At 30.2% G+C, this 19,842-nt stretch carries 23 protein-coding genes; 7 read left to right on the top strand and 16 right to left on the bottom strand.

Features of this window, described 5'->3' with window-relative positions:
* Nucleotides 1-47 precede the first annotated feature (47 nt).
* Together ACTT9R_RS00905 and ACTT9R_RS00900 are read right to left on the bottom strand one after the other, a co-directional pair.
* Nucleotides 48-1,016, bottom strand: a complete 969-nt coding sequence (locus ACTT9R_RS00905) for a 2-hydroxyacid dehydrogenase (protein WP_440926196.1) — start codon at nucleotides 1,014-1,016, stop codon at nucleotides 48-50.
* A gap of 1 nt (nucleotide 1,017) precedes the next feature.
* Nucleotides 1,018-2,802, bottom strand: coding sequence for an IlvD/Edd family dehydratase (locus tag ACTT9R_RS00900; protein WP_440926195.1), 1,785 nt, complete (start codon nucleotides 2,800-2,802; stop codon nucleotides 1,018-1,020).
* 46 nt (nucleotides 2,803-2,848) lie between these two features.
* Here ACTT9R_RS00900 and ACTT9R_RS00895 point away from each other — a divergent pair, with 46 nt between their 5' ends.
* Genes ACTT9R_RS00895 through ACTT9R_RS00885 form a run of 3 tightly spaced genes read left to right on the top strand, consistent with a single transcriptional unit; the run spans nucleotide 2,849 to nucleotide 6,105 of the window.
* Nucleotides 2,849-4,354, top strand: a complete 1,506-nt coding sequence (locus ACTT9R_RS00895; RefSeq protein WP_440926194.1) for a UxaA family hydrolase — start codon at nucleotides 2,849-2,851, stop codon at nucleotides 4,352-4,354.
* Between the two features lie 12 nt (nucleotides 4,355-4,366).
* A complete protein-coding gene (locus ACTT9R_RS00890; RefSeq protein WP_440926193.1) occupies nucleotides 4,367-5,233 on the top strand; it encodes a DMT family transporter in 867 nt (288 codons plus the stop codon).
* 14 nt (nucleotides 5,234-5,247) lie between these two features.
* Nucleotides 5,248-6,105: an NAD(P)-dependent oxidoreductase gene (locus ACTT9R_RS00885; protein WP_440926192.1), complete on the top strand. Its 858-nt coding sequence runs from the start codon at nucleotides 5,248-5,250 to the stop codon at nucleotides 6,103-6,105.
* Nucleotides 6,106-6,389: 284 nt separating this feature from the next.
* Here the strand turns inward: ACTT9R_RS00885 and ACTT9R_RS00880 are convergent, their stop codons facing one another.
* Nucleotides 6,390-6,917, bottom strand: a complete 528-nt coding sequence (locus ACTT9R_RS00880) for a hypothetical protein (RefSeq protein ID WP_440926191.1) — start codon at nucleotides 6,915-6,917, stop codon at nucleotides 6,390-6,392.
* Between the two features lie 16 nt (nucleotides 6,918-6,933).
* Nucleotides 6,934-7,401 (bottom strand): cytochrome c, encoded by a 468-nt coding sequence (locus ACTT9R_RS00875; RefSeq protein ID WP_440926190.1) that lies wholly within the window; start codon nucleotides 7,399-7,401, stop codon nucleotides 6,934-6,936.
* Here ACTT9R_RS00875 and ACTT9R_RS00870 point away from each other — a divergent pair.
* Nucleotides 7,396-7,923 carry a cytochrome b gene (locus ACTT9R_RS00870; RefSeq protein WP_440926189.1) on the top strand — a complete coding sequence of 176 codons (528 nt, stop codon included), beginning with the start codon at nucleotides 7,396-7,398 and terminating at the stop codon, nucleotides 7,921-7,923. The genes ACTT9R_RS00875 and ACTT9R_RS00870 overlap by 6 nt on opposite strands.
* A 2-nt stretch (nucleotides 7,924-7,925) precedes the next feature.
* Here the strand turns inward: ACTT9R_RS00870 and ACTT9R_RS00865 are convergent, their stop codons facing one another.
* Nucleotides 7,926-8,363 carry a DUF4396 domain-containing protein gene (locus ACTT9R_RS00865; RefSeq protein ID WP_440926188.1) on the bottom strand — a complete coding sequence of 146 codons (438 nt, stop codon included), beginning with the start codon at nucleotides 8,361-8,363 and terminating at the stop codon, nucleotides 7,926-7,928.
* 22 nt (nucleotides 8,364-8,385) lie between these two features.
* On the opposite strand from ACTT9R_RS00865, the gene ACTT9R_RS00860 reads away from it, so the two are divergent.
* Nucleotides 8,386-9,069 (top strand): MBL fold metallo-hydrolase, encoded by a 684-nt coding sequence (locus tag ACTT9R_RS00860; RefSeq protein WP_440926187.1) that lies wholly within the window; start codon nucleotides 8,386-8,388, stop codon nucleotides 9,067-9,069.
* Here ACTT9R_RS00860 and ACTT9R_RS00855 read toward each other — a convergent pair.
* The 10 genes from ACTT9R_RS00855 to folE all read right to left on the bottom strand — a co-directional run bounded on the left by ACTT9R_RS00855 (nucleotide 9,062) and on the right by folE (nucleotide 17,283).
* On the bottom strand, nucleotides 9,062-9,379 hold the full coding sequence (locus tag ACTT9R_RS00855) for an AzlD domain-containing protein (RefSeq protein ID WP_440926186.1): 318 nt from the start codon (nucleotides 9,377-9,379) through the stop codon (nucleotides 9,062-9,064). The genes ACTT9R_RS00860 and ACTT9R_RS00855 overlap by 8 nt on opposite strands.
* Entirely contained in the window at nucleotides 9,376-10,062 is a 687-nt protein-coding gene (locus ACTT9R_RS00850; RefSeq protein ID WP_440926185.1) for an AzlC family ABC transporter permease, read from the bottom strand. Before ACTT9R_RS00850 ends, ACTT9R_RS00855 begins: the two co-directional genes overlap by 4 nt.
* Before the next feature lie 12 nt (nucleotides 10,063-10,074).
* A complete protein-coding gene (locus tag ACTT9R_RS00845; RefSeq protein WP_440926184.1) occupies nucleotides 10,075-11,136 on the bottom strand; it encodes an ABC transporter ATP-binding protein in 1,062 nt (353 codons plus the stop codon).
* Entirely contained in the window at nucleotides 11,133-12,710 is a 1,578-nt protein-coding gene (locus ACTT9R_RS00840; protein WP_440926183.1) for an ABC transporter permease, read from the bottom strand. Before ACTT9R_RS00840 ends, ACTT9R_RS00845 begins: the two co-directional genes overlap by 4 nt.
* An 82-nt stretch (nucleotides 12,711-12,792) precedes the next feature.
* The gene (locus tag ACTT9R_RS00835; RefSeq protein ID WP_440926182.1) at nucleotides 12,793-13,338 is read right to left on the bottom strand and encodes a peroxiredoxin; all 546 of its coding nucleotides are present in this window, start codon (nucleotides 13,336-13,338) and stop codon (nucleotides 12,793-12,795) included.
* Nucleotides 13,339-13,427: 89 nt separating this feature from the next.
* Entirely contained in the window at nucleotides 13,428-13,616 is a 189-nt protein-coding gene (locus ACTT9R_RS00830; protein WP_440926181.1) for a hypothetical protein, read from the bottom strand.
* Between the two features lie 3 nt (nucleotides 13,617-13,619).
* Nucleotides 13,620-14,648 (bottom strand): extracellular solute-binding protein, encoded by a 1,029-nt coding sequence (locus tag ACTT9R_RS00825; RefSeq protein WP_440926180.1) that lies wholly within the window; start codon nucleotides 14,646-14,648, stop codon nucleotides 13,620-13,622.
* Nucleotides 14,649-14,772: 124 nt separating this feature from the next.
* Complete coding sequence (locus ACTT9R_RS00820; RefSeq protein ID WP_271560068.1) at nucleotides 14,773-15,660, bottom strand: LysR family transcriptional regulator; 888 nt, start codon at nucleotides 15,658-15,660, stop codon at nucleotides 14,773-14,775.
* On the bottom strand, nucleotides 15,660-16,661 hold the full coding sequence (locus ACTT9R_RS00815) for an MDR family oxidoreductase (RefSeq protein WP_440926179.1): 1,002 nt from the start codon (nucleotides 16,659-16,661) through the stop codon (nucleotides 15,660-15,662). The genes ACTT9R_RS00820 and ACTT9R_RS00815 overlap by 1 nt, the downstream gene beginning before the upstream one ends.
* Nucleotide 16,662: 1 nt before the next feature.
* The gene (folE, locus tag ACTT9R_RS00810) at nucleotides 16,663-17,283 is read right to left on the bottom strand and encodes a GTP cyclohydrolase I FolE (RefSeq protein WP_440926178.1); all 621 of its coding nucleotides are present in this window, start codon (nucleotides 17,281-17,283) and stop codon (nucleotides 16,663-16,665) included.
* A 77-nt stretch (nucleotides 17,284-17,360) separates the two neighbouring features.
* Here folE and hisI point away from each other — a divergent pair, with 77 nt between their 5' ends.
* Nucleotides 17,361-17,828 (top strand): phosphoribosyl-AMP cyclohydrolase, encoded by a 468-nt coding sequence (hisI, locus tag ACTT9R_RS00805; protein WP_440926177.1) that lies wholly within the window; start codon nucleotides 17,361-17,363, stop codon nucleotides 17,826-17,828.
* Nucleotides 17,829-18,203 carry a DUF2237 family protein gene (locus ACTT9R_RS00800; RefSeq protein ID WP_440926176.1) on the top strand — a complete coding sequence of 125 codons (375 nt, stop codon included), beginning with the start codon at nucleotides 17,829-17,831 and terminating at the stop codon, nucleotides 18,201-18,203.
* Here the strand turns inward: ACTT9R_RS00800 and ACTT9R_RS00795 are convergent, their stop codons facing one another.
* Nucleotides 18,204-19,823 (bottom strand): electron transfer flavoprotein-ubiquinone oxidoreductase, encoded by a 1,620-nt coding sequence (locus tag ACTT9R_RS00795; protein WP_440926175.1) that lies wholly within the window; start codon nucleotides 19,821-19,823, stop codon nucleotides 18,204-18,206.
* Between the last annotated feature and the right edge of the window lie 19 nt (nucleotides 19,824-19,842).

Below are 19,842 nucleotides of genomic sequence, written 5' to 3'. Positions count from 1 at the left end.
TATATAGAAATTATATATATTAATTGAACAGACAACTTATAGTTGTTCTAAACTACTTCTGAAATAAGAGGTTTTTTATTGAAATAACAATAAATATTATCCACTGCCATCATACTCATTGCCAATCTAGTTTCATGTGTTGCACTTCCAATATGTGGTAAAACGAAACAGTTATCTAATTTTAAGTACCTTTTATCTAAATTTGGTTCATTATTGAAAACATCTAAACCTGCTGCATATATTTTTTTATTTTCTAATGCATCTATCAATGCATCATCATCAATAGTGGATCCTCTTGAGGTATTAATAACTACGGCATGCTTTGGTAACAAGCTAATTGTTGATGAATTGAGAATATGTTTGGTCTCAGCTGTTGCAGGTGTGTGAATACTTAAAAAATCACACTCTGGTAGCATTGTATTTATATCAGAATAATACTTTGCACCATCTTCTAGATCATCAGAAAGTTTGTTTCTATTATAATAAATAATCTTCATACCAAATGCCTTAGCAGATTTTGCAGCCATTCTTCCAATACGACCCATACCAATGATACCTAAAGTTTTGCCTGTAACAGAATTTCCAATCATAAATTTAGTTAAATCTGGTTTTTGGTTTTTCCAATCATCTGCTCTAACTAAATTATAAGCTTCACCAATTCTTCTGGATGCAGCTAATATTAAAAGTATTGTAGTTTCTGCTACTGCTTCATTTAATACATTAGGAGTATTTGTTACTTTAATTTTTTTTTCTTCAGCAGATTTGATTGAAATATTATCATAACCAACTCCAACTTGAGCTATAATTTTTAATTTGCCATTTAAATTTTTAAAAAAATTATCACTAATTTTATCAAAACCTGTTGATATCATACCATCATAATTATTAACAATTTTAATTAATTCGCTTTCTGGAATAGGTTCGTCATTTGGATTAAGCGTTACTTCAAATTCTTTTTGAAGTTTTACTTCTGCTAAATCTGAGATTTTTCTAGAAACTAATATTTTTGGCCTCATATTAGTGAGAATCTCTTGGTAAACCTTTGGTATGTGATACGTCTAAATATTTACCTCGAGAGTTAATACATGCACCATCATCCAATTGACCAACAGTATTTCTAAATATTTCCTGCCAAGGAGTTTGATTATTTGGTTTAAATACTTTTTTATTTTTTCTTCGTTTTTTAAACTCAGCTTGAGAAATCAATAAATCAACTCTTCTTTTATTTAAGTCTATTTTTATTTTATCGTAAGTTTTAACAATTCCAAGATCTCCACCTACTGCAGACTCTGGTGAAACATGTAAAATTGATGGACTTTCTGATGTTCCGCTTTGTCTTCCATCACCCAAAGTTGGTAGATGTTTTATTCCTTTTTTTAATAATCTGTCTGGTGGTTGCATGTTAACTACTTCGGCTGATCCAGGATAACCAACAGGTCCACAGCCTCTAATAATTAATAGAGAGTTTTCATCTATTTTTAATTTCTTATCATTAAGTCTTTTGTGATAATCCTCAGGACCTTCAAAAACTATAGCTTTACATTCAAAAACATTTGGGTGTTGAGAATTTGATAAATATTGATCTCTAAATTCTTTACTGATTACAGATGTTTTCATAATAGCAGATGAGAAAAAGTTGCTTTTCATAACTAAAAAACCAGCTTTTTCAGTCAATGCATTCTTAAATGTTTTAATTACTTTATTGTCTACATCTACTTTCTTTCTTAAATTTTCTCCTACAGTTTTTCCTGTAACTGTCTTTATTTTTGTATGAATTTTTTTGTTTTTAATTAATTCTTTCATTACTGCAGGTATTGCTCCAGCTCTGTGAAAACTTTCCATTAAGTATTCTCCAGCAGGTTGGCAATTAACCAATAGAGGAATGTTATGTCCAAGTTTTTGCCAATCTGAAAGATCAAATTTAATTCCCATGTGTTTTGCAATAGCACTTAGATGAGCTGTACAATTGCTAGATCCACCAATAGCACTTGCAACTACTACTGCGTTTTCAAAAGCTTTTCGTGTCATAATTTTTGATGGTGTTAAATCTTCATAAACCATTCCAACAATTCTTTTTCCTGTTTCGTAAGAAATTTGTTCTCTTTCTCTATAGGGAGCTGGAATAACAGCGCCCCCTGGTAAAGACATACCTAATGCTTCAGCAACAGAGTTCATTGAAGAAGCTGTTCCCATTGTATTACAATGTCCAGCACTCGGTGCAGAAGATGCAACCATATCCATAAATTCTTCGTATTTAATTTCTCCTTTAGCTAACATTTTTCTCGCTTCCCAAACTACCATTCCTGAACCAGCTAATTTTCCTTTATAAACTCCATCTAACATTGGACCACCTGATAAAACTATTGCAGGAATGTTAACTGTAGCAGCTGCCATTAAAGCTGCTGGAGTAGTTTTATCACATCCTGTTGTTAAGATAACTCCATCAATTGGGTATCCATACAAAACTTCAACTAGTGACAAGTAAGAAAGATTTCTATCCAACATTGCTGTCGGTCTTTTTCCAGTTTCTTGGATTGGGTGAGTAGGAAATTCCATTGGTATACCACCTGCTCTTCTAATTCCATCTTTGATTCTTTTACTCAAAGACATGAAATGTCTATTGCATGGAGATAGATCACTGCCAGATTGTGCTATTCCGATAATTGGATTACCAGATTGTAATTCTTTTCTTGTAAGACCATAATTTAAATACCTTTCTAAATATAAGGCCGTCATGTCAGGGTTTTTTGGATTATTGAACCACTGTTGACTTCGGAAACTCTTTTTTCTTTTTTTAGGCATAATTTAAATAATGGTTTGTTTAAGTTATTGGTTATATAATAAATTTATGAATAATCTAATAGTTTTAAACAAGAATGACAATGTGGGCGTTAGCCAATTTATTATTCCTGAAAAAACTAAAATTGAAGGTCATGAGATCAGCACTATTGATCCAATCCCTTTTGGACACAAAGTTTGTTTAAAAACTATTAAAAAAGGTGATCCAATCATAAAATATGATCAAATTATTGGATTTGCTTTAGATGATATTAAACCAGGACAACATGTTCATTCTCATAATTTAGAATTTAGAGAATTTAAAAGAGATTTTAAAGTTATAGATAAAAAACATGTTATTGATGAAAAAGCAGACACCTTCTTTAATGGAATTTTAAGAGATAATGGACAGGTTGCTACCAGAAATTACATTGGAATTGTAAGTACTGTAAATTGCTCAGCTACAGTCACTAAAATGATAGTTGAGAAGATTAAATATTCTGACATTTTAAAAGATTACCCAAATATTGATGGCATAGTTCCAATTACTCACTCAACAGGATGTGGAATGAATACTGAAAGTGAAGGAATGCAAATTTTTCAAAGAACTATAGATGGATTTAAAAATCATCCCAATTTTTCTCATGTTTTTGTTATAGGTTTAGGATGCGAATGTGCTCAAGTCAGTTTGTTTGATGAATCATTAAAAAAACATAACCGAATTCATTTTCTAACAATCCAAGATGAAGGTGGAACTAAAAAAGTTGTCGAAAAAGTGTTATCTCAAATTAAAAATTTGCTTTCAGAAGCTAATAATATTCAAAGAACTTCACAACCAGTAAGTCATCTAACTTTAGCTCTTCAATGTGGTGGTTCAGATGGATATTCAGGAATAACCGCAAATCCTGCACTAGGAGTTGCAGCAGATCTCTTGGTTAAAAAAGGTGGAAGTTCAATTTTATCCGAAACTCCAGAGATTTATGGAGCCGAACATTTATTAATTAATAGAGCGAGCTCACAAGAAACTGCTGATAAACTTATTAAAAGAATTGAATGGTGGAAACATTATACTTCAATTAATAATAGTTCTATGGACAACAATCCTGCGCCAGGAAATAAAAAAGGCGGTCTAACAACCATATTAGAAAAATCCTTAGGCGCTGTAGCAAAAGGAGGAAACTCAATCCTTCAAGATGTATTACATTATGCTGAACCTTTAAAAAATAAAGGTTTTAATTTTATGGATTCTCCTGGTTATGATCCTGTATCTGTAACTGGTCAAGTTGCATCAGGTGCTAATGTTATTTGTTTTACAACAGGACGTGGATCTTGCTTTGGCTGTAAACCAGTTCCAAGTTTAAAACTTTCAACAAACTCTGCGATGTTTGAAAGAATGTCAGAAGATATGGATATTAATTGTGGTACAATTGCTGAAGGAAAAGAAAAAGTTGAAGAAGTTGGTCAAAAAATATTTGAATTAGTTGTAAATACTGCCTCAGGGAATAAATCAAAAAGTGAAATCAACGGCTACGGTGACGAGGAGTTTAATCCTTGGCAAGTTGGCGTTGTAATGTAATTTATTTTTCCTGTGCCTCAAAAAACATCCTTAATTAACGTAATTTTATTAGCTGCTGGTGGATTTTTTATGTTTGTTTGTATGGACTCGACAGCAAAATATCTTGGAACAGTAATGCCAGTTACTCAAGCAATTTGGGGGAGATTTTTTTTTCACTTGGTATCTTTAATTATATTTTTTTTAATTTTTAAGCCAAAAGTTAATTTGAAAAAAAATTTTAAAGTTCAAATAATTAGATCAATATTAATGGTAACTGCCACCTCGTTTATGTTTTATTCTTTGCAGAAATTTGACTTGGTAGATATTTATGTTGTTTTCTTTACAGCTCCTCTAATCGTTTCACTTCTTTCAGCATACTTCCTAAAAGATATCTTAAGCAAAAAAGGTATATTTTTAATGTTATTGAGCTTTGGCTCGATTGTTTATTCACTAGGTCCAAGTATGAGAATATTTAGTTTAGATTTAATATTCCCTATTGTTCCTCCAATTTGCTGGGCTCTTTATCAATTTTTTACCAAAGTTGTATCAGGCGATAACGATCCATTTGCTGCTATATTTTATACTTCAATTTTAGGTGCAATAATTTTTAGTATTTTTATATTTTTTAATTGGGTGCCATTAGAGAAAAATATCTTTTGGCTTTATTTAGTAATTCTTGGTGTGGCAGGTTTTGTAAGTCATTCTTTGATTATATACGCAATACAGCTTTCTAACTTGTCATTTGTAACTAATTTTCAATATTCTCAATTAGTTTGGTCTACAATAATTAATTTCTTAATTTTCGGTGTGCCGTTTGATTATAATAAAATTGTTGGGGTGATAGGAATTATTGTTTTTGGTATTATGTTCATAAGAACAGAAGGTAAAAAGAAAAGTTAAATAGTGAGGTTTGAATGAAAAATATAGGCTTTATTGGTGTTGGATATATGGGATATGGAATAGCTAAAAATATTTTAAAACATAAAAATAAACTCTTTGTTATTGCTAATAAAAATAGAAAACCAATTGAGAAAATTGTTAGTGATGGAGCTGAAGAAGTAAAATCTTTTGAAGATTTTTCTAGTAAAAATTTAGATGCGATGTTTATGTGCGTTACCAACACTCCTATAGCAAAATCAATATCAGAAAAAATTTCTAATATTTTAAATAGTAAAACTCTAATTATTGATATCACTACTCACAATAAGACTGGCTCAATAGAAACAGAGGCAATTTTCAATGCAAAAAAAATAAATTATGTTGAGTGTCCAGTAATGGGAGGTCCTGTTCAAGCTGAGGAAGGTATTTTGGGAGGAATTGTTGGAGCATCAGATAACAACTTTAAAATTGCTGAGCCATACTTTAATTTTTTCTGTAAAGAATATTTTCATTTTGGACCTGTTGGCATGGGTGCAAAATCAAAGCTTTTAAATAATTTTTTATCCCTTGGAAATGCCGCTTTAGTAAATCATTTAGCTAAAAGTGCTACAGAGATGGGTTTAGACTTAAAAAAAGTATTTGATGTTGCAAAACTTGGTTCAGGAAACTCTGCGGCTTTGAATAGAGTTTTTGACAATTTATTAAAAGGAGACTTTACTGGCTTTAAGTTTACCGCAAGTAATTCAGTAAAAGATTTAACTTATATTCAAGATTTATTAAAAGATTTTCCAGAAGCTGAAAAAGTTGCAGAAGTAAATAAAAATTATTTTCAAAAAGCTATTGATGATGGTTACGGTGAAAATTTTATTAGTGAATTAATAAATAAAAAATAATTTAATAAGCAACTTAAGTTACCGGGAATCTACTAAAGCACTAAGTTGTATTCAATAAATATATTTGCTCAAAATTAAAATAAATTAATTGAAATTGTATAAATTATAATTACCTTTTTTATAGAAGGAGGTTTATGTTAATACTTTCACCACCTGATACTTAGCTGAACAGCTCATATTTCAAAAATATAACAAAAAATAAATTCCTCTCGGAATTATAATGCCAAAGAGGCGATACAAGGGAGCTCTTTAGGTATACACTTAAAGAGCGAACCCTTTAAAACCTAATTTACAGAATCTAATATTTCTAGTGGAAGTGGAGCTTCTGGGTATTTTTTTTTACACAGTTTTTCATAGTTTTCACAAAAACTCATGATGGTTTTTTGAATTTCTTTTTTATTTTTATTAGAAAAATTAAGCTCTTTAATTAATTCACTGCAATTTATTTCCAATTCTTTTATTTGTTCTCCTGAAAAAAATTCTCCTGTTTCTATTTCCCAATAAGTGTCATCAAGCTCATCATCATTTAAATCGTTTAATTTTTTTTGTAATAATTTTATAGTCTCATCCTCAGTTTTCTTGTCTCTCATGGGTGAATTCTTAAGTTTTCCAAGGCATTTATCTCTTAATCCATCAATGAAATGAAAATAAGGTTTACCTTCTGAAAAATCTTTAAAGTGATTTGTGTTAAAATATTTATCAATAGCTGTTTCTGTTGAAACCTTTTCTTTACCTTTAATTATAGCAATTTGAACGTAAACTTCCTGACTAATATATTCTTCAATATGATCTTTAACCTTTTGAGGTATCATTATTCTTACTTAATAACTAATGTTCTTCTCTGTACCTGCTGTGACAAGCCTTACAGTTACTCCACATAAATTGTTTCAGAGTACCTCTTATATCTTCAGCATCTTCAATTACAGATGTAAGTTTTATCATATCATCAGAGGCTTTTTGCATTAATGCATTAAAATCATCTTTTTCATCCCAAATTGTCAGTAAAGCTTCAGTATCAAAACCCTCTTGAGTATTTTCAGGAAAGAGATCTATTAAAACTTTATAATTTTCACTCATTTCAATCATAAGTTTTTTTGCTTTTTCAAAGTCTCCTTTTGAAGAGAAAGCCTGAACCCTTTTAGCTGTACTATAGTTTTTACTAAACAATGCTTGTCTACTTTTAATAATATCTTCAACTGTTAACTCAGCATTAGAAGATGAGACGAAAAATACGCTTAAAATTGAGAATAAAATTATTTTAATATATTTTTTTATATGATTAAATAAATTATGCATGTAACAAATACCTTAGCAGAGTATGGAATTGTCTCAAAGGTGTTACATTGGCTCAGCGCAGCTATTCTAGTCATACAAATACCTTTGGGTTTTTATCTAGTTGATTTAGATTTTGGTGATCAAAGAATAACTATTGAAGATATACACGTTACGTTAGGTTTAACTGTGTTTTATATTATAATAATTAGATTAATAAATAATATACTTAATCCAACTCCAAAATTAGATCCAAGTATTTTTAAAGGACAAAGATTTCTTGCAAAGATGAACCATGTTCTTTTATATGTTGCTATTTTATTAATAACAATTTCAGGAATATTAAAAAAATTATTTAATGGGGAAACATTAACAATATTGTTTAGAGAAATTCAAATAAATGAAAATTTTGATTTAGCAGATCAGTTTTATGAAATTCATATTCTTTCAAATTATACCCTTATCGGTTTAATAGTACTTCATATAACTGCTGTTATTATTCACAAACTATTTTTTGGAGACAATTTATTAAAAAGAATTCTTTAATCTTAATGACAAGCAATTCCAAATTTTTTTAATCTCCAATAATTATAAGGCCAAGGAGTTAAAAAACCTACAATCAGCATTATTGGCACCACCCACCATGTTAAAATTGCACCGCCAGTTAAAACATAGTCAGTTAAATTCATCATAATTTCCATGCTAATCATTGAAATTAAACTCATTCCACAAGCAGTTTTGAATGCGTTAACAAAATTAAAATTTTGTGTCATTAAAATTATTGTTTCTAAAATAATACTTGTAATCAATCCGTTGATGATTGCTAAAATCATTATTCCTAAAATTGGAAAAGGAATTTGAGTTAATTGAAAAAACAATATTGTTCCAAAATCTCCAATTGCACAACCAAGTACACACCAAGCAGTATTTTTTGCGCTTCTTTTCCAGGTATGTCTACAAGACCAATGAAATGTAGAGGAACTCATTATAATTTGATATTAATGATAAATGATTTTTAGACAAGTTTTCGATAATAAATCATCAACTTATACTTATTTAATTGCCTCGGCAAAAGGTCGCGAGGCAGTCATTATTGATCCAGTAATTGAGAATGTTGAAAGCTACATCAAGCTACTTCAAGAATTAGATTTAAAACTAGTTAAGGTAATAGATACCCATATTCATGCTGACCATGTAACTGGTGCAAGTAAACTTAAGCAAGCAACAAATTGTTATACGCTAATGGGGGAACACACCCCTGCTGATGCTGTAGAAATTAAGGTAAAAGATGATGAAATAATAAAAATTGATCAAATAGAAATCAAAGCGATGTATACACCTGGTCATACTTCTGACAGTTATAGTTTCTTAATGGATAACTATTTATTTTCAGGGGATACTCTTTTAATTAATGGCACTGGTCGAACTGATTTTCAAAATGGAAGTTCAAAAGATGCTTATAATTCAATCTTTAATAGGTTGTTAAAATTACCTGAGGATACCACTTTGTATCCTGGTCATGATTATAACGGCAAAGTATCTAGCACAATTGGTAATGAAAAAAAATTTAATCCAAGATTGCAGGTTAGAAATGTTGATGAATATGTAGAGCTTATGTCAAATCTTAACTTAGCAAAACCACAATTAATTGATATCAATGTAAGTAGAAATATTAAGTTAGGTGCTAACTAAAGACAACAAATATTAAAAACCAATAAGAAACTAATCCAGCTGATATTGTTGCAATTATATTTTTTGAAAAATAACCTACAATTATAGCAACTAATGCTCCAAAAATTTTAGGATCATTCATTTCTATAAAAGTTCCAAAATCATTTATAAATATTCCTGGAAATATTATTGCTGGGAATACTGCAGAAGGAACGTATTCCAAAACTGCTTTAATTTTTTCTCCCAGCATATCTCTACTTATTAAAGCAATCATAGTCATTCTGGTAAGGTAAGTTAATATTCCGGCAAAAATTATTGCAGTAAGTGTCATTTTTTTAACCTCAATAGCAGCGCTGCAACAAATAAAGCGATTATTGGTGAAATAATTATGTAAGATCTAAATGGAGCATCAAAGAATAAAAGTGAACTCAAACCACAAGTAATCATAACAATTAAATGATCTATTTTTTTTAAATCCTGAACAACAACTGCTATAAATGTCAAAGGGATTGCAAATTTTAATCCAAGTTCTTCTGGAACAAATGAACCTAAAATAATACCAGATAAAGTTGCAATCTGCCAACAAACCCACATTGTACAACCTGTTCCGATCAAATGATAATGTAAAAACTCCTCACTTCTATTTTTTTTGAAAAACTTATTAGATTCTGCAAAGCCTTGATCTACAACAACATAAGAAATAAATAATTTTTTTATAAAAGATAATTTTTCTAAATATTCAGATAAAACTGCACCATATAATAAATGACGAGAATTTATAATACCAACAGAAGCAACCGCAACTAAACTAGATGCACCTCCTGATAACAACTGCAAAAATACTATTTGTGAAACACCTCCAAAAATAATGAAAGACATTGCGTAGACCAAATATGGATTAAATCCAAGCTCAACTCCAATTGCTCCACAAATTATTCCAAATGGAATTACTGAAAGCATGTGTGGAGAAATATCCAACATCCCACGAGTAAATAATTGTTTTTTGGTTAGCATTTGATTGTTTTATTAAAAACAAACTATGTGATCAATATTAATCGGTCTTTTAATTCCAAACTTTTCGTCAGCTTCATGTTGATGTTCGTGATGAGAATGAACAAAAACAGGTATCAATAAATTGCTATTGGTTTTTAAAGTGTAGATAAAGTTTGTTCCTCTAAATTTTCTATCAACTACCTCTAATTTTAGATTGCTTTTATCGTCGTGCTCAAGATCCTCTGGCTGTAATAATAATTGCACATTTGAACCTTTTGGATAATGCTTAATGAAATTCCCATTAATTGTTCCAAGATCTTTATTTTCTAATGAATTTTCTCCTGTTACTTTTGCTGGAATTAAAATTCCACGATTTAAAAAATTTACAACTTCGACTGAGTTTGGAAAATGATAGACATTATAAGGATCGTCAAACTGTTTTATTTGACTATCTAATATAATTGCGCATTTATGACCTAAATAAAAAGCTTCATAAGAATCATGAGTAACGATTATTGTTGTAATTTTTAATTTACTTAAAATTTTTTTTAATCTTACTTGAATTTCTTCTTTAAAACTTTGATCAACATTTGATAACGGTTCATCTAATAACAAAAGATCAGGTTGTGTTAGTAAAGATCTTGCAAGAGAAGCTCTTTGGGCCTCCCCAGCACTTATTTCATGAGGATATTTTTTAAGTATTTTTGAAATATCTAGTAAATCAATAATCTCTTTAAAAGTTAGTTTTTTTTTCTTTTTTATTTTATTTCTCTCAGTACCTAACAATATATTCTTTTCAACAGTGTAATGTGGAAATAAGCTATTATCTTGAAAAGCTAAAGATACATTTCTATCTTCAGGCTCAACATGTTTATCTTTAGAAGACATCAATTTTCCATTTAATTTAATTGAGCCTTTCTCAATATTCTCCAAACCAGCTATTGTTCTAAGGATTGTTGTTTTTCCAATTCCTGAGGGACCTAAAATACACAAAGTTTCTCCTTCATTTTCAATTGCAAATGAAGCGTTTTTAACTTTGGTTTTTCCACCAATTATAAAATCAACACCTTTAATCTCTAAAAAATTATTTTTCATTTTTCTCTTAGAATATATTTAGATGTAAACATAATAAATATAGATGCAATTAAAATTAAAAATAATGATGGAACTGCTGCAGCTTCTAACAGATCCTCAGATGCAGATATATAAGCTGTTGTAGCAAAAGTTTCAAAATTAAATGGTCTTAAAATAAGGGTTATTGGTAACTCTCTTATTATTTCTAAAGAAATCAAAATAGCTACAAATAAAAGAGAATTTCTTAAGAAAGGAACGTGAATATTCATGAAGGTTTTCTTTTTGGAATAACCAAGCAGATATGAACTTTCATCAACTGAAATATTTATTTTTTCATAGCCTGACTTAATTCCATTAAATGCTAATGAATAAAATCTTATAAAATAAACTAAAACAAGACCAAGCACAGAACCAATAAAGATTTTTTTAATAGACAAAAATCCTAGAGTTTTAACAATGTTTTCATCAAACCAAGCAATAAAAGTAATAAATGCTACAGCTAAAATAACACCTGGAATAGCATAACCCGATATGGATATAGTTGATAAAAAATTTAAAACCTTATTTCTAGATACTCTGTTTCCATAATTTGAAATTAAAGAAAACAAAATCAAAACTATGCTAGATAAAATCACCAAATAAATTGTATTTAAAGTAAGTGAAATTACATCGATATCAAAAAGATTTTCTGGAAATTTAATTGTCCAATATAACATTTGGCTTAAAGGAAATAAAAAACTTAAAAAGAAAATAATAAAACAAAACAAAAATGCAAATAAAGATTTTTTTCCAGACAATGTAATTTTTTCTTTTTGTTTAAATCCACCTCTTGAATTAAAATGGTATTTAGCTTTTTTTCTAGAAAAATTCTCAATTATAAAACATGCAAATATAAATATTAGTAAGAAAAAGGACAATCTATTTGAAAAAGCCAAGTCATCAAATGCAATCCATGAATTATAAATTCCAGTGGTTAAGGTGTTTATTGAAAAAAAATCAACTGCACCAAATTCTGCTAATGTTTCCATTGCAACAAGAGATAATCCAGCGACTATAGCTGGTCTAGCAGCTGGAAGTATTAATGAATATAAAGATTTAAATTTTGAAAAACCTAAACTTCTTCCTAAATCAATTAAGTTTTGAGATTGATATAAAAATGAGGCTCTAGAAAGAATATATACATAAGCGTATAATGAAAATGAAAGGGAAAGTACTGCTCCAAGAAGACCATCGAACTTTGGGATATGTTTGTTGTATTCCCCTTCTCCAAATAAATTTGTCAATATTGTAAAAGCTGTACCATAATTTTCAAAAAAGGCCGTCAAAGAATATGCATAAATGTAAGGTGGAACAGCGAAAGAAAGTATAAGGACCCATTTAAAGAAATCACTAAAAGGAAATTTATAAAATGAAACCAAGTATGCAGATGTAGTACCTATTATAAATGTTAAGATTAAGACACAGAATAGTAGTGTGAAAGAATTAAAAATATATTCAAATAAAAACGTATCTTTTAATACTTGATAATAATTTGAAGTCTCTTCAAAAAAACTAAAAAAAACTGTAACTATTGGAATTAATACGCCTATAGACACCAATAAAGAGGATAGAAACCAGATGTTTAAATTCTTTAACATTAAGGGTCTTATAATATAAAAAAATTTTTTTAATATGATTTTACTTTGATGCAGAAAGGTATTTTATTGTATTTTCTGGTGTTGTTTCTATATACGGGTCATCATCTGAGCCTGAATTATTAATTCCAGGCTCTTGCCACCATTTTTCAACAATACCGTCATTAATAACTGCCATATATCTCCAACTTCTTTGGCCAAATCCATCATGGTCTTTGGAGATTAACATTCCCATATATTTTGTAAAAAGTCCTGATCCATCTGGTATTACTTTAACATTAGAAATACCCATTTTTTTTGCCCAAGCATTCATGACGTATGAATCATTTACTGAACAACAATAAATTTCGTCAATGCCAAGTTTTTTTAATTCATCAGCATTTTTTTCAAATCCAGGTAATTGTTGAGAGGAGCATGTTGGTGTAAATGCACCAGGTAAACTAAATAAAATTACTCTTTTATTTTTAAAAAAATCATCAGTAGATTTATTTGTCCACTTCCCACCAATTGCACATGCAATTTCATTATCCGAAGTATCACCTTCTCTGATTCTAAAAGTTACTTGGGGTATTTTAAATCCTTCAATCATATTTTTTTAATGCCCACGACAATTATTTTTAGGAAAGGGTAAAGATCCTAAAGGAGTGACGTGGGCAACGTCTAAAAAGAAATATATCATCATTTAAAAGGAGTGAGGATGTCTAGAGCCTCGTCTTTTTCAATCTCTGATAATTTTCTATTATTTATTTTTCTTTTAATCTTTTCACATTCTGATGAGCATGGTTCACATGTTATCTGACCCTCAAGTGAACCGCTCATGACAGAAGAATTACTTAAATCAAAATTAAATAAATTCTTTTTCACCATATGTTACTTCCAACCAGCAGCTGTCATAACTTCTAACGCAGCAGCTTGATTTTTTCCATAAGTTGAAACTTTAGTTACTAAATCTTGTTTAAAATCTAGCCCTAAATTATTTACTACTAATGGACTTGGAGAGACACCACCAATCATAGGAAACTCAAACGTATTGTTCGTAAAGTGTTCCTGAGATTCTGGTGATAACAAAAAGTCAACAAGTGCAATCGCATTTGCTTTGTTAGGCGCACCTTTAACTAAAGCAGCACAGCTAATATTCATATGTGTTCCTCTATCATTTTGATTGGGGAAAAACGCTTTTACTTTTTTCGCAGCTTCTTGTTGTTCAGCACCTTTTTTACCTGAAAGCATAAGTGCTAAATAATAAGTATTAGCTACAGCAATATCAGCTTCTCCTGCTGCAACAGCCATGATTTGAGCTCTATCGTTTCCTTTTGGCTCTCTTGCCATATTAGAAACAACACCTTTTGCCCATTCGGCTGTAGCTTTTTTTCCATTATTTGCAATTAATGAAGCTACAAGTGATTTATTATAAATGTTACTTGATTTTCTTATTACCAATCTACCTTTCCATTTTGGATCAGCTAAACCTTCATAAGTTAAACCTGACAACTCAGCACCACTAACTCTTTCAGGTGAGTAATAAATAATTCTTGCTCTTTTTGCTACTCCAACCCATTTGTTAGTTCTAAAGTTTTTTGGAACAGACGCTTTAATTGTTTCAGATGATAAACCACCTTGAAGCAAACCTTTTGCATCCATAGCACCACATCTTCCAGCATCGGCAGTAATATATAAATCAGCTGAAGAATCTGCTCCTTCTTCGGCTATTCTTTTTTCTAAAGCTCCTGATTTACCATTAATTAAATTTACTTTAATTCCTGTAGCTGCTGTAAATTTTCCATACATTTCAGCATCAGCCTTATAATGTCTTGCATTAAATACATTTACTTCATTCGCAATCGCAAAAGTTGATAAGAATAAAGATGTAATTAACGCCAAAGTTGATAATTTTCTCATTAAACTCCTTAAATTATTACGTTATTATTGAGAATGAGAACTATTCTCAATGAGAATGATTATCAATCGCAATAGTGTCGCAGATTTAGATTTATTAATAATTTAAGGGGTTTTTGCCTATTTTCTATTTCCAGTCGCCAATTTTACTGAATAAGAAATTTCTGAAAGCTTGAACTCTAGCTGTGTTTTTCAAGGATTGTGGGTATACAAAGTGTGCTTCTGTTATTGGTCCTTCTACTTTTGGAAGTACTTTAATTATATTACTAGTATTTGAAACTAAATATTCTGGCAATGCTGCCAACCCTACTCCAGATTCAACACCATATAATAAACCACTTACACTATTAACCTTCATAATAGATTTTCTTTTTTTCCCATCGTGCATTCCTATTTTAAGTGCCCAATCAGGATTATAAACTGGCGAAGGAGCACCTTTTCCAAATGAAATAAATTTATGTTTGTTTAAATCATTAACTGTTTTTGGCATCCCATTTTTTTCTAAGTATTTATTTGATCCATAAATATAATACTTAATATCAACTAATTTTTTCTGAATATAGTTAAGCTGTTTTGGTCTTCTCATAAAAATCCCAATATCAGCTTGACGAGTACTCAAATCTAATTCTTTATCATCAAAAACTAGTTCAATCTCAATTTCTGGATTAAGTGTCATAAATTCTTGAATTCTTGGTGTTAACCAGTGTGTTCCAAAACTTCTTACAGTTGTGATTGTTAATTTTCCTGTTGGTTTGCTCTTTTGATCACCTAATGATGTTTCAACTTCTTTAAGTTTGCTAATCACCTCATGAGCAGTTTTAAAAACATATTCACCATTTTGCGTGAGGGTTAAGCCTCTTGCATGTCTTTCAAACAACTGCACTTTTAAATCTTGCTCTAATGATTGTATTTGTCTGCTAATTGCTGATTGGCTAAGATTTAAATTAACAGTAGCATTCGTAAAACTACCTGCTTCTGCTACAGCATGAAAAATTTTTAATTTATCCCAATCCATTATTTATTTAAATCAACTAACACTCTTCCAGCAATTTCACCTTTTAAAATTTTTGGATAAGTTTCAACTAATTCCTCCAAACTAACAGTTAAAACTGATTTTTCAATTAAATCAAAATCAATTAATTTTGATGCCTCACCCCAAATAAATTCTCTTCTTTTGATACTGCAATTAGCAGAGTCCATTCCCCAAACTTTAATACCTCTTAACATAAAAGGAAGTAAATTTGTGTTAAGCTCATTACTGTTTGCATTTCCACAAACTGCTATAATTCCATTTGATTTTGTTTGAGCTATTGCGTTAGCTAAAATTTTTCCACCTACAGTATCAACTACTCCATCCCATAAACCTTTATCTATTGGTCTTGGATCTTTATCAAATTCTGCCCTATTTATAATGTTTTTAGCACCTAATGATTTTAAATAATCTGACTTAGAATCTTTTCCAGTTACTGCAGTAACGTTGTAACCTAATTTAGTTAATGCCATGATTGCTACACTACCAACTCCTCCTGTTGCACCTGTAACTAAAACATCATTAACTTTTTCACCTAATAAAATACTTTCTCTTGCTTGAATTGCAAAAGCGCTCATTAAGGAGGTAAAACCTGCAGTACCTAAAATCATGGCTTGTTTAGTTGTTAAGCTATCTGGTTTTTTTACTAAAAATTCTGCATTTACTTTTGCAATTTGTGAATATCCGCCAAAGAATATTTCTCCAACTCTAAATCCGGTTAAAATTACCTCATCTCCTTCTTTAAATTTTGAATTTTCACTTTCAATTACTTTTCCTGATAAATCTATTCCTGGAATATGTGGAAATTCTTTTACTAATCGTCCACCGTTTTTTAAAATCATTCCATCTTTAAAATTAAGGTCAGAATAATCTACTTTTACAGTTACATCTCCATGCTTTAGAAAACTTTTATCAATAGATTTAACTTCACGTAAGAAGTTTTCACCCTCTTGATTAAGAATTAGTGCTTTAAATTGGTCAGACACACTAGTCTTTTAACTCAGTGCTGATAAATCGTAAATATCTATTTTGATAACTCAGATCTTCTTTAAATTGACCTAAGTAAAAATTAGTTACAGTTGTTGCTTGTTCTTTTTTAATACCCCTCATAGTCATACACTGATGAGTTGAATCTATTGTAACAGCTACACCTTTTGCATCTAACGCTTCCATAAGAGAATTTGCAATCTGAACAGTTAATCTTTCTTGCGTTTGTAATCTTTTTGAAAATATTTCAACTACTCTTGCAATTTTACTTAATCCCACAACTCTCTCATTTGGTATATAGGCAACATGTGCTTTCCCAATAATTGGAGCCATATGATGTTCGCAGTGACTTTGCACCGAAATATTTTTTTGAACCACCATATCGCTATAACCTTCTACATCACCAAAAGTTTTATCTAACACTTTATTTGCGTCCTCGTTATAGCCTTGAAAATATTCTTTAAATGCTTTTACAACTCTTTTAGGGGTTTCCAGCAATCCTTCTCTTTTGGGATCTTCTCCCATCCAGGACAAAATTGTTCTAATAGCCTCTTCCGCCTCTTTATCTGAAACCTTTTTTTTTTCTAAATTATTATTGTCTGTGTCTTTTACTAATTTCATAGCGCCTTTTTATACAGTAAATACCTCAATTTAAAAATATTTAATATATTTAGATATGTGCTAAATAATCACCCCGTATGTTCAAAAAAAGAGAAAATATCTATGATATTGAAGAAGGAAATCTTCTATCACCCAAATTTGATAATGATGGATTGATTCCTGTCATAACTATGTGTTCAAAAACAAAGGATATTTTAATGCATGGATATATGAATGTAGAGGCTCTAAAAAAGACAATTGAAACAAAAGAAGCACACTATTTTAGCAGATCAAGAAAAGCTATTTGGCACAAAGGTAAAACAAGTGGCTTTACTCAAAAAGTAACAGAAATTAGAATTGATGATGATCAAGACTCTTTATGGTTAACAGTTGATATAGGTGATGGGGCTAGCTGTCATGTAGGATATAGATCATGTTTTTATAGATCAATTCCAATGGGACCAATTGATAACGGAAGAAAAGTTGTAATGAAATTTCTTGAAAAAGAAAAAAAATTTGATCCAGAAGAAGTTTATAAAGGACAACCAAACCCAACAAAAATTTAAATGAATGAAAAACAAAAAAATGTCTTAGGTGAAGACTTAGAGGAATGTTCAAATGATCCTTTAACAGGTTGGTTTCGTGATGGTTGTTGTAACACTGACGAGAATGATCATGGACTTCATACAGTTTGTGCCAAAGTTACTACCGAATGCCTAGAGTGGATGAAAGAAGCAGGTAACGATTTAATTACTCCACATCCTGAATTTGGGTTTCCAGGTTTAAAAGATGGAGATGGATGGTGTTTGTGTGCTAGTTGGTATGCAAAAGCAGTTGAAGCCGGTAAAGGATGTCCAATATTTTTGAAAAGAACCCATGAAAACACTCTTAAATATTTACCTATTGAAACTTTAAAAAAGTTTGCAATAGACTTATCTTAATTACATATTTCCATATCTTGGACCACCACTTCCTTCTGGTGTAACCCAAGTTATATTTTGAGAAGGTTCTTTAATATCACAAGTTTTACAATGAATACAATTTTGAGAATTGATAACAAATTTATTTACATCATTTTCTTTTTGAACTTCATACACACCTGCAGGACAATATCTTTGAGCAGGTTCATCAAATTTTTCTAAAGTATACTTGATTGGTAAATCAGGATCTTTAAGTTTTAAATGAACCGGCTGATTATCTGAATGATTAGTTCCTGTTAAATATACAGAACTTGTTTTGTCAAAAGTAATTACATTGTCATATTTTGGATAATCTATTTTAGGCATTTGGTTTGCAGGTTTTAATGTTTCATGATCAGCATGTTTGTGTTTAAGAGTAAAAGGAAGTTTTCCTCTAAATAAAATTTGATCGATACCTGTGAAAATTATTCCTAAAATTAATCCCCAGCTAAAACTAGGTTTCACATTCCGAGCTTCATAAAGCTCTTTATGTAACCAGCTATTTTTAAATTTATCTTCATAAATAGATAAATCTTTGTTTTTTTTTAAGTGCTCATTAATAGTTTCGGCTGCAATAATCCCACTTTTCATCGCTGTATGAGAACCTTTAATTTTTGGCATATTTAAAGTTCCAGCATCACAACCAACTAACAAAGCTCCGGGCATAAACATTTTTGGCAAACTTTGAAATCCACCTTCAATTAAAGCCCTTGCACCGTAAGAAATTCTTTTTCCACCTTCTATAATTTTTTTTATTGCTGGATGTGTTTTAAACCTCTGAAATTCATCATAAGGTGATAAGTGTGGATTTTTGTAATCTAGACCAATTACATAGCCCAGAAAAACTTGTTTATTTTCTGCATGATACATAAAACTACCACCATATGTATTGTTATCTAATGGCCATCCAGCTGTATGCATAACTAAGCCTTCTTCGTGATTTTTATCCTCTATTTCCCATATTTCTTTAAAACCAATTCCATATTGTTGAGGATCTTTACCTTTATTTAATTCAAATTTTTCAATCAATTGTTTTCCTAAATGACCTCTGCACCCTTCGGCAAAAACAGTTACTTTACCTAAAAGCTCAATACCTGGTTCAAAACTATCTTTTTTATTACCATCTTTATCTATACCCATATCTTGAGTTGCAACACCTTTAACAGATCCATCTTCGTTATATAAAATTTCACTTGCTGGAAATCCTGGAAAGATTTCTACACCTAAATTTTCTGCTTGTTCTGCAAGCCATCTACATAAATTTGCAAGACTAATAATATAATTTTTATGATTTTGTTGCACCGCAGGTAGGAGCCAAGTTGGCCAACTTAAAGATTTAGTTTTTCCTAAAAATAAAAATTTTTCTTTAGTTACTTTTGTTTTGATTGGAGAATTTAATTCTCTCCAATTTGGTAGTAATTCATCTAGAGCACGCGTTTCAAATACATTTCCACTTAAAATATGAGCTCCAATCTCTGATGCTTTTTCTAATAAACAAACATTTAGATTTGGATCTAATTGTTTTAACTTTATTGCAGCTGATAATCCTGATGGTCCTCCACCAATGATTACAACATCATATTCCATTGATTCTCTAGACATACTCTAGTTTTTAACTGTA

Origin of the sequence: Candidatus Pelagibacter sp. (assembly GCF_052049835.1) — a bacterium.
In the GTDB taxonomy this organism is placed as follows: Bacteria; Pseudomonadota; Alphaproteobacteria; order Pelagibacterales; family Pelagibacteraceae; genus Pelagibacter.
The sequence above is the reverse complement of the archived record's forward strand: the minus strand, read 5'-3'. Positions and strand labels throughout refer to the sequence as shown.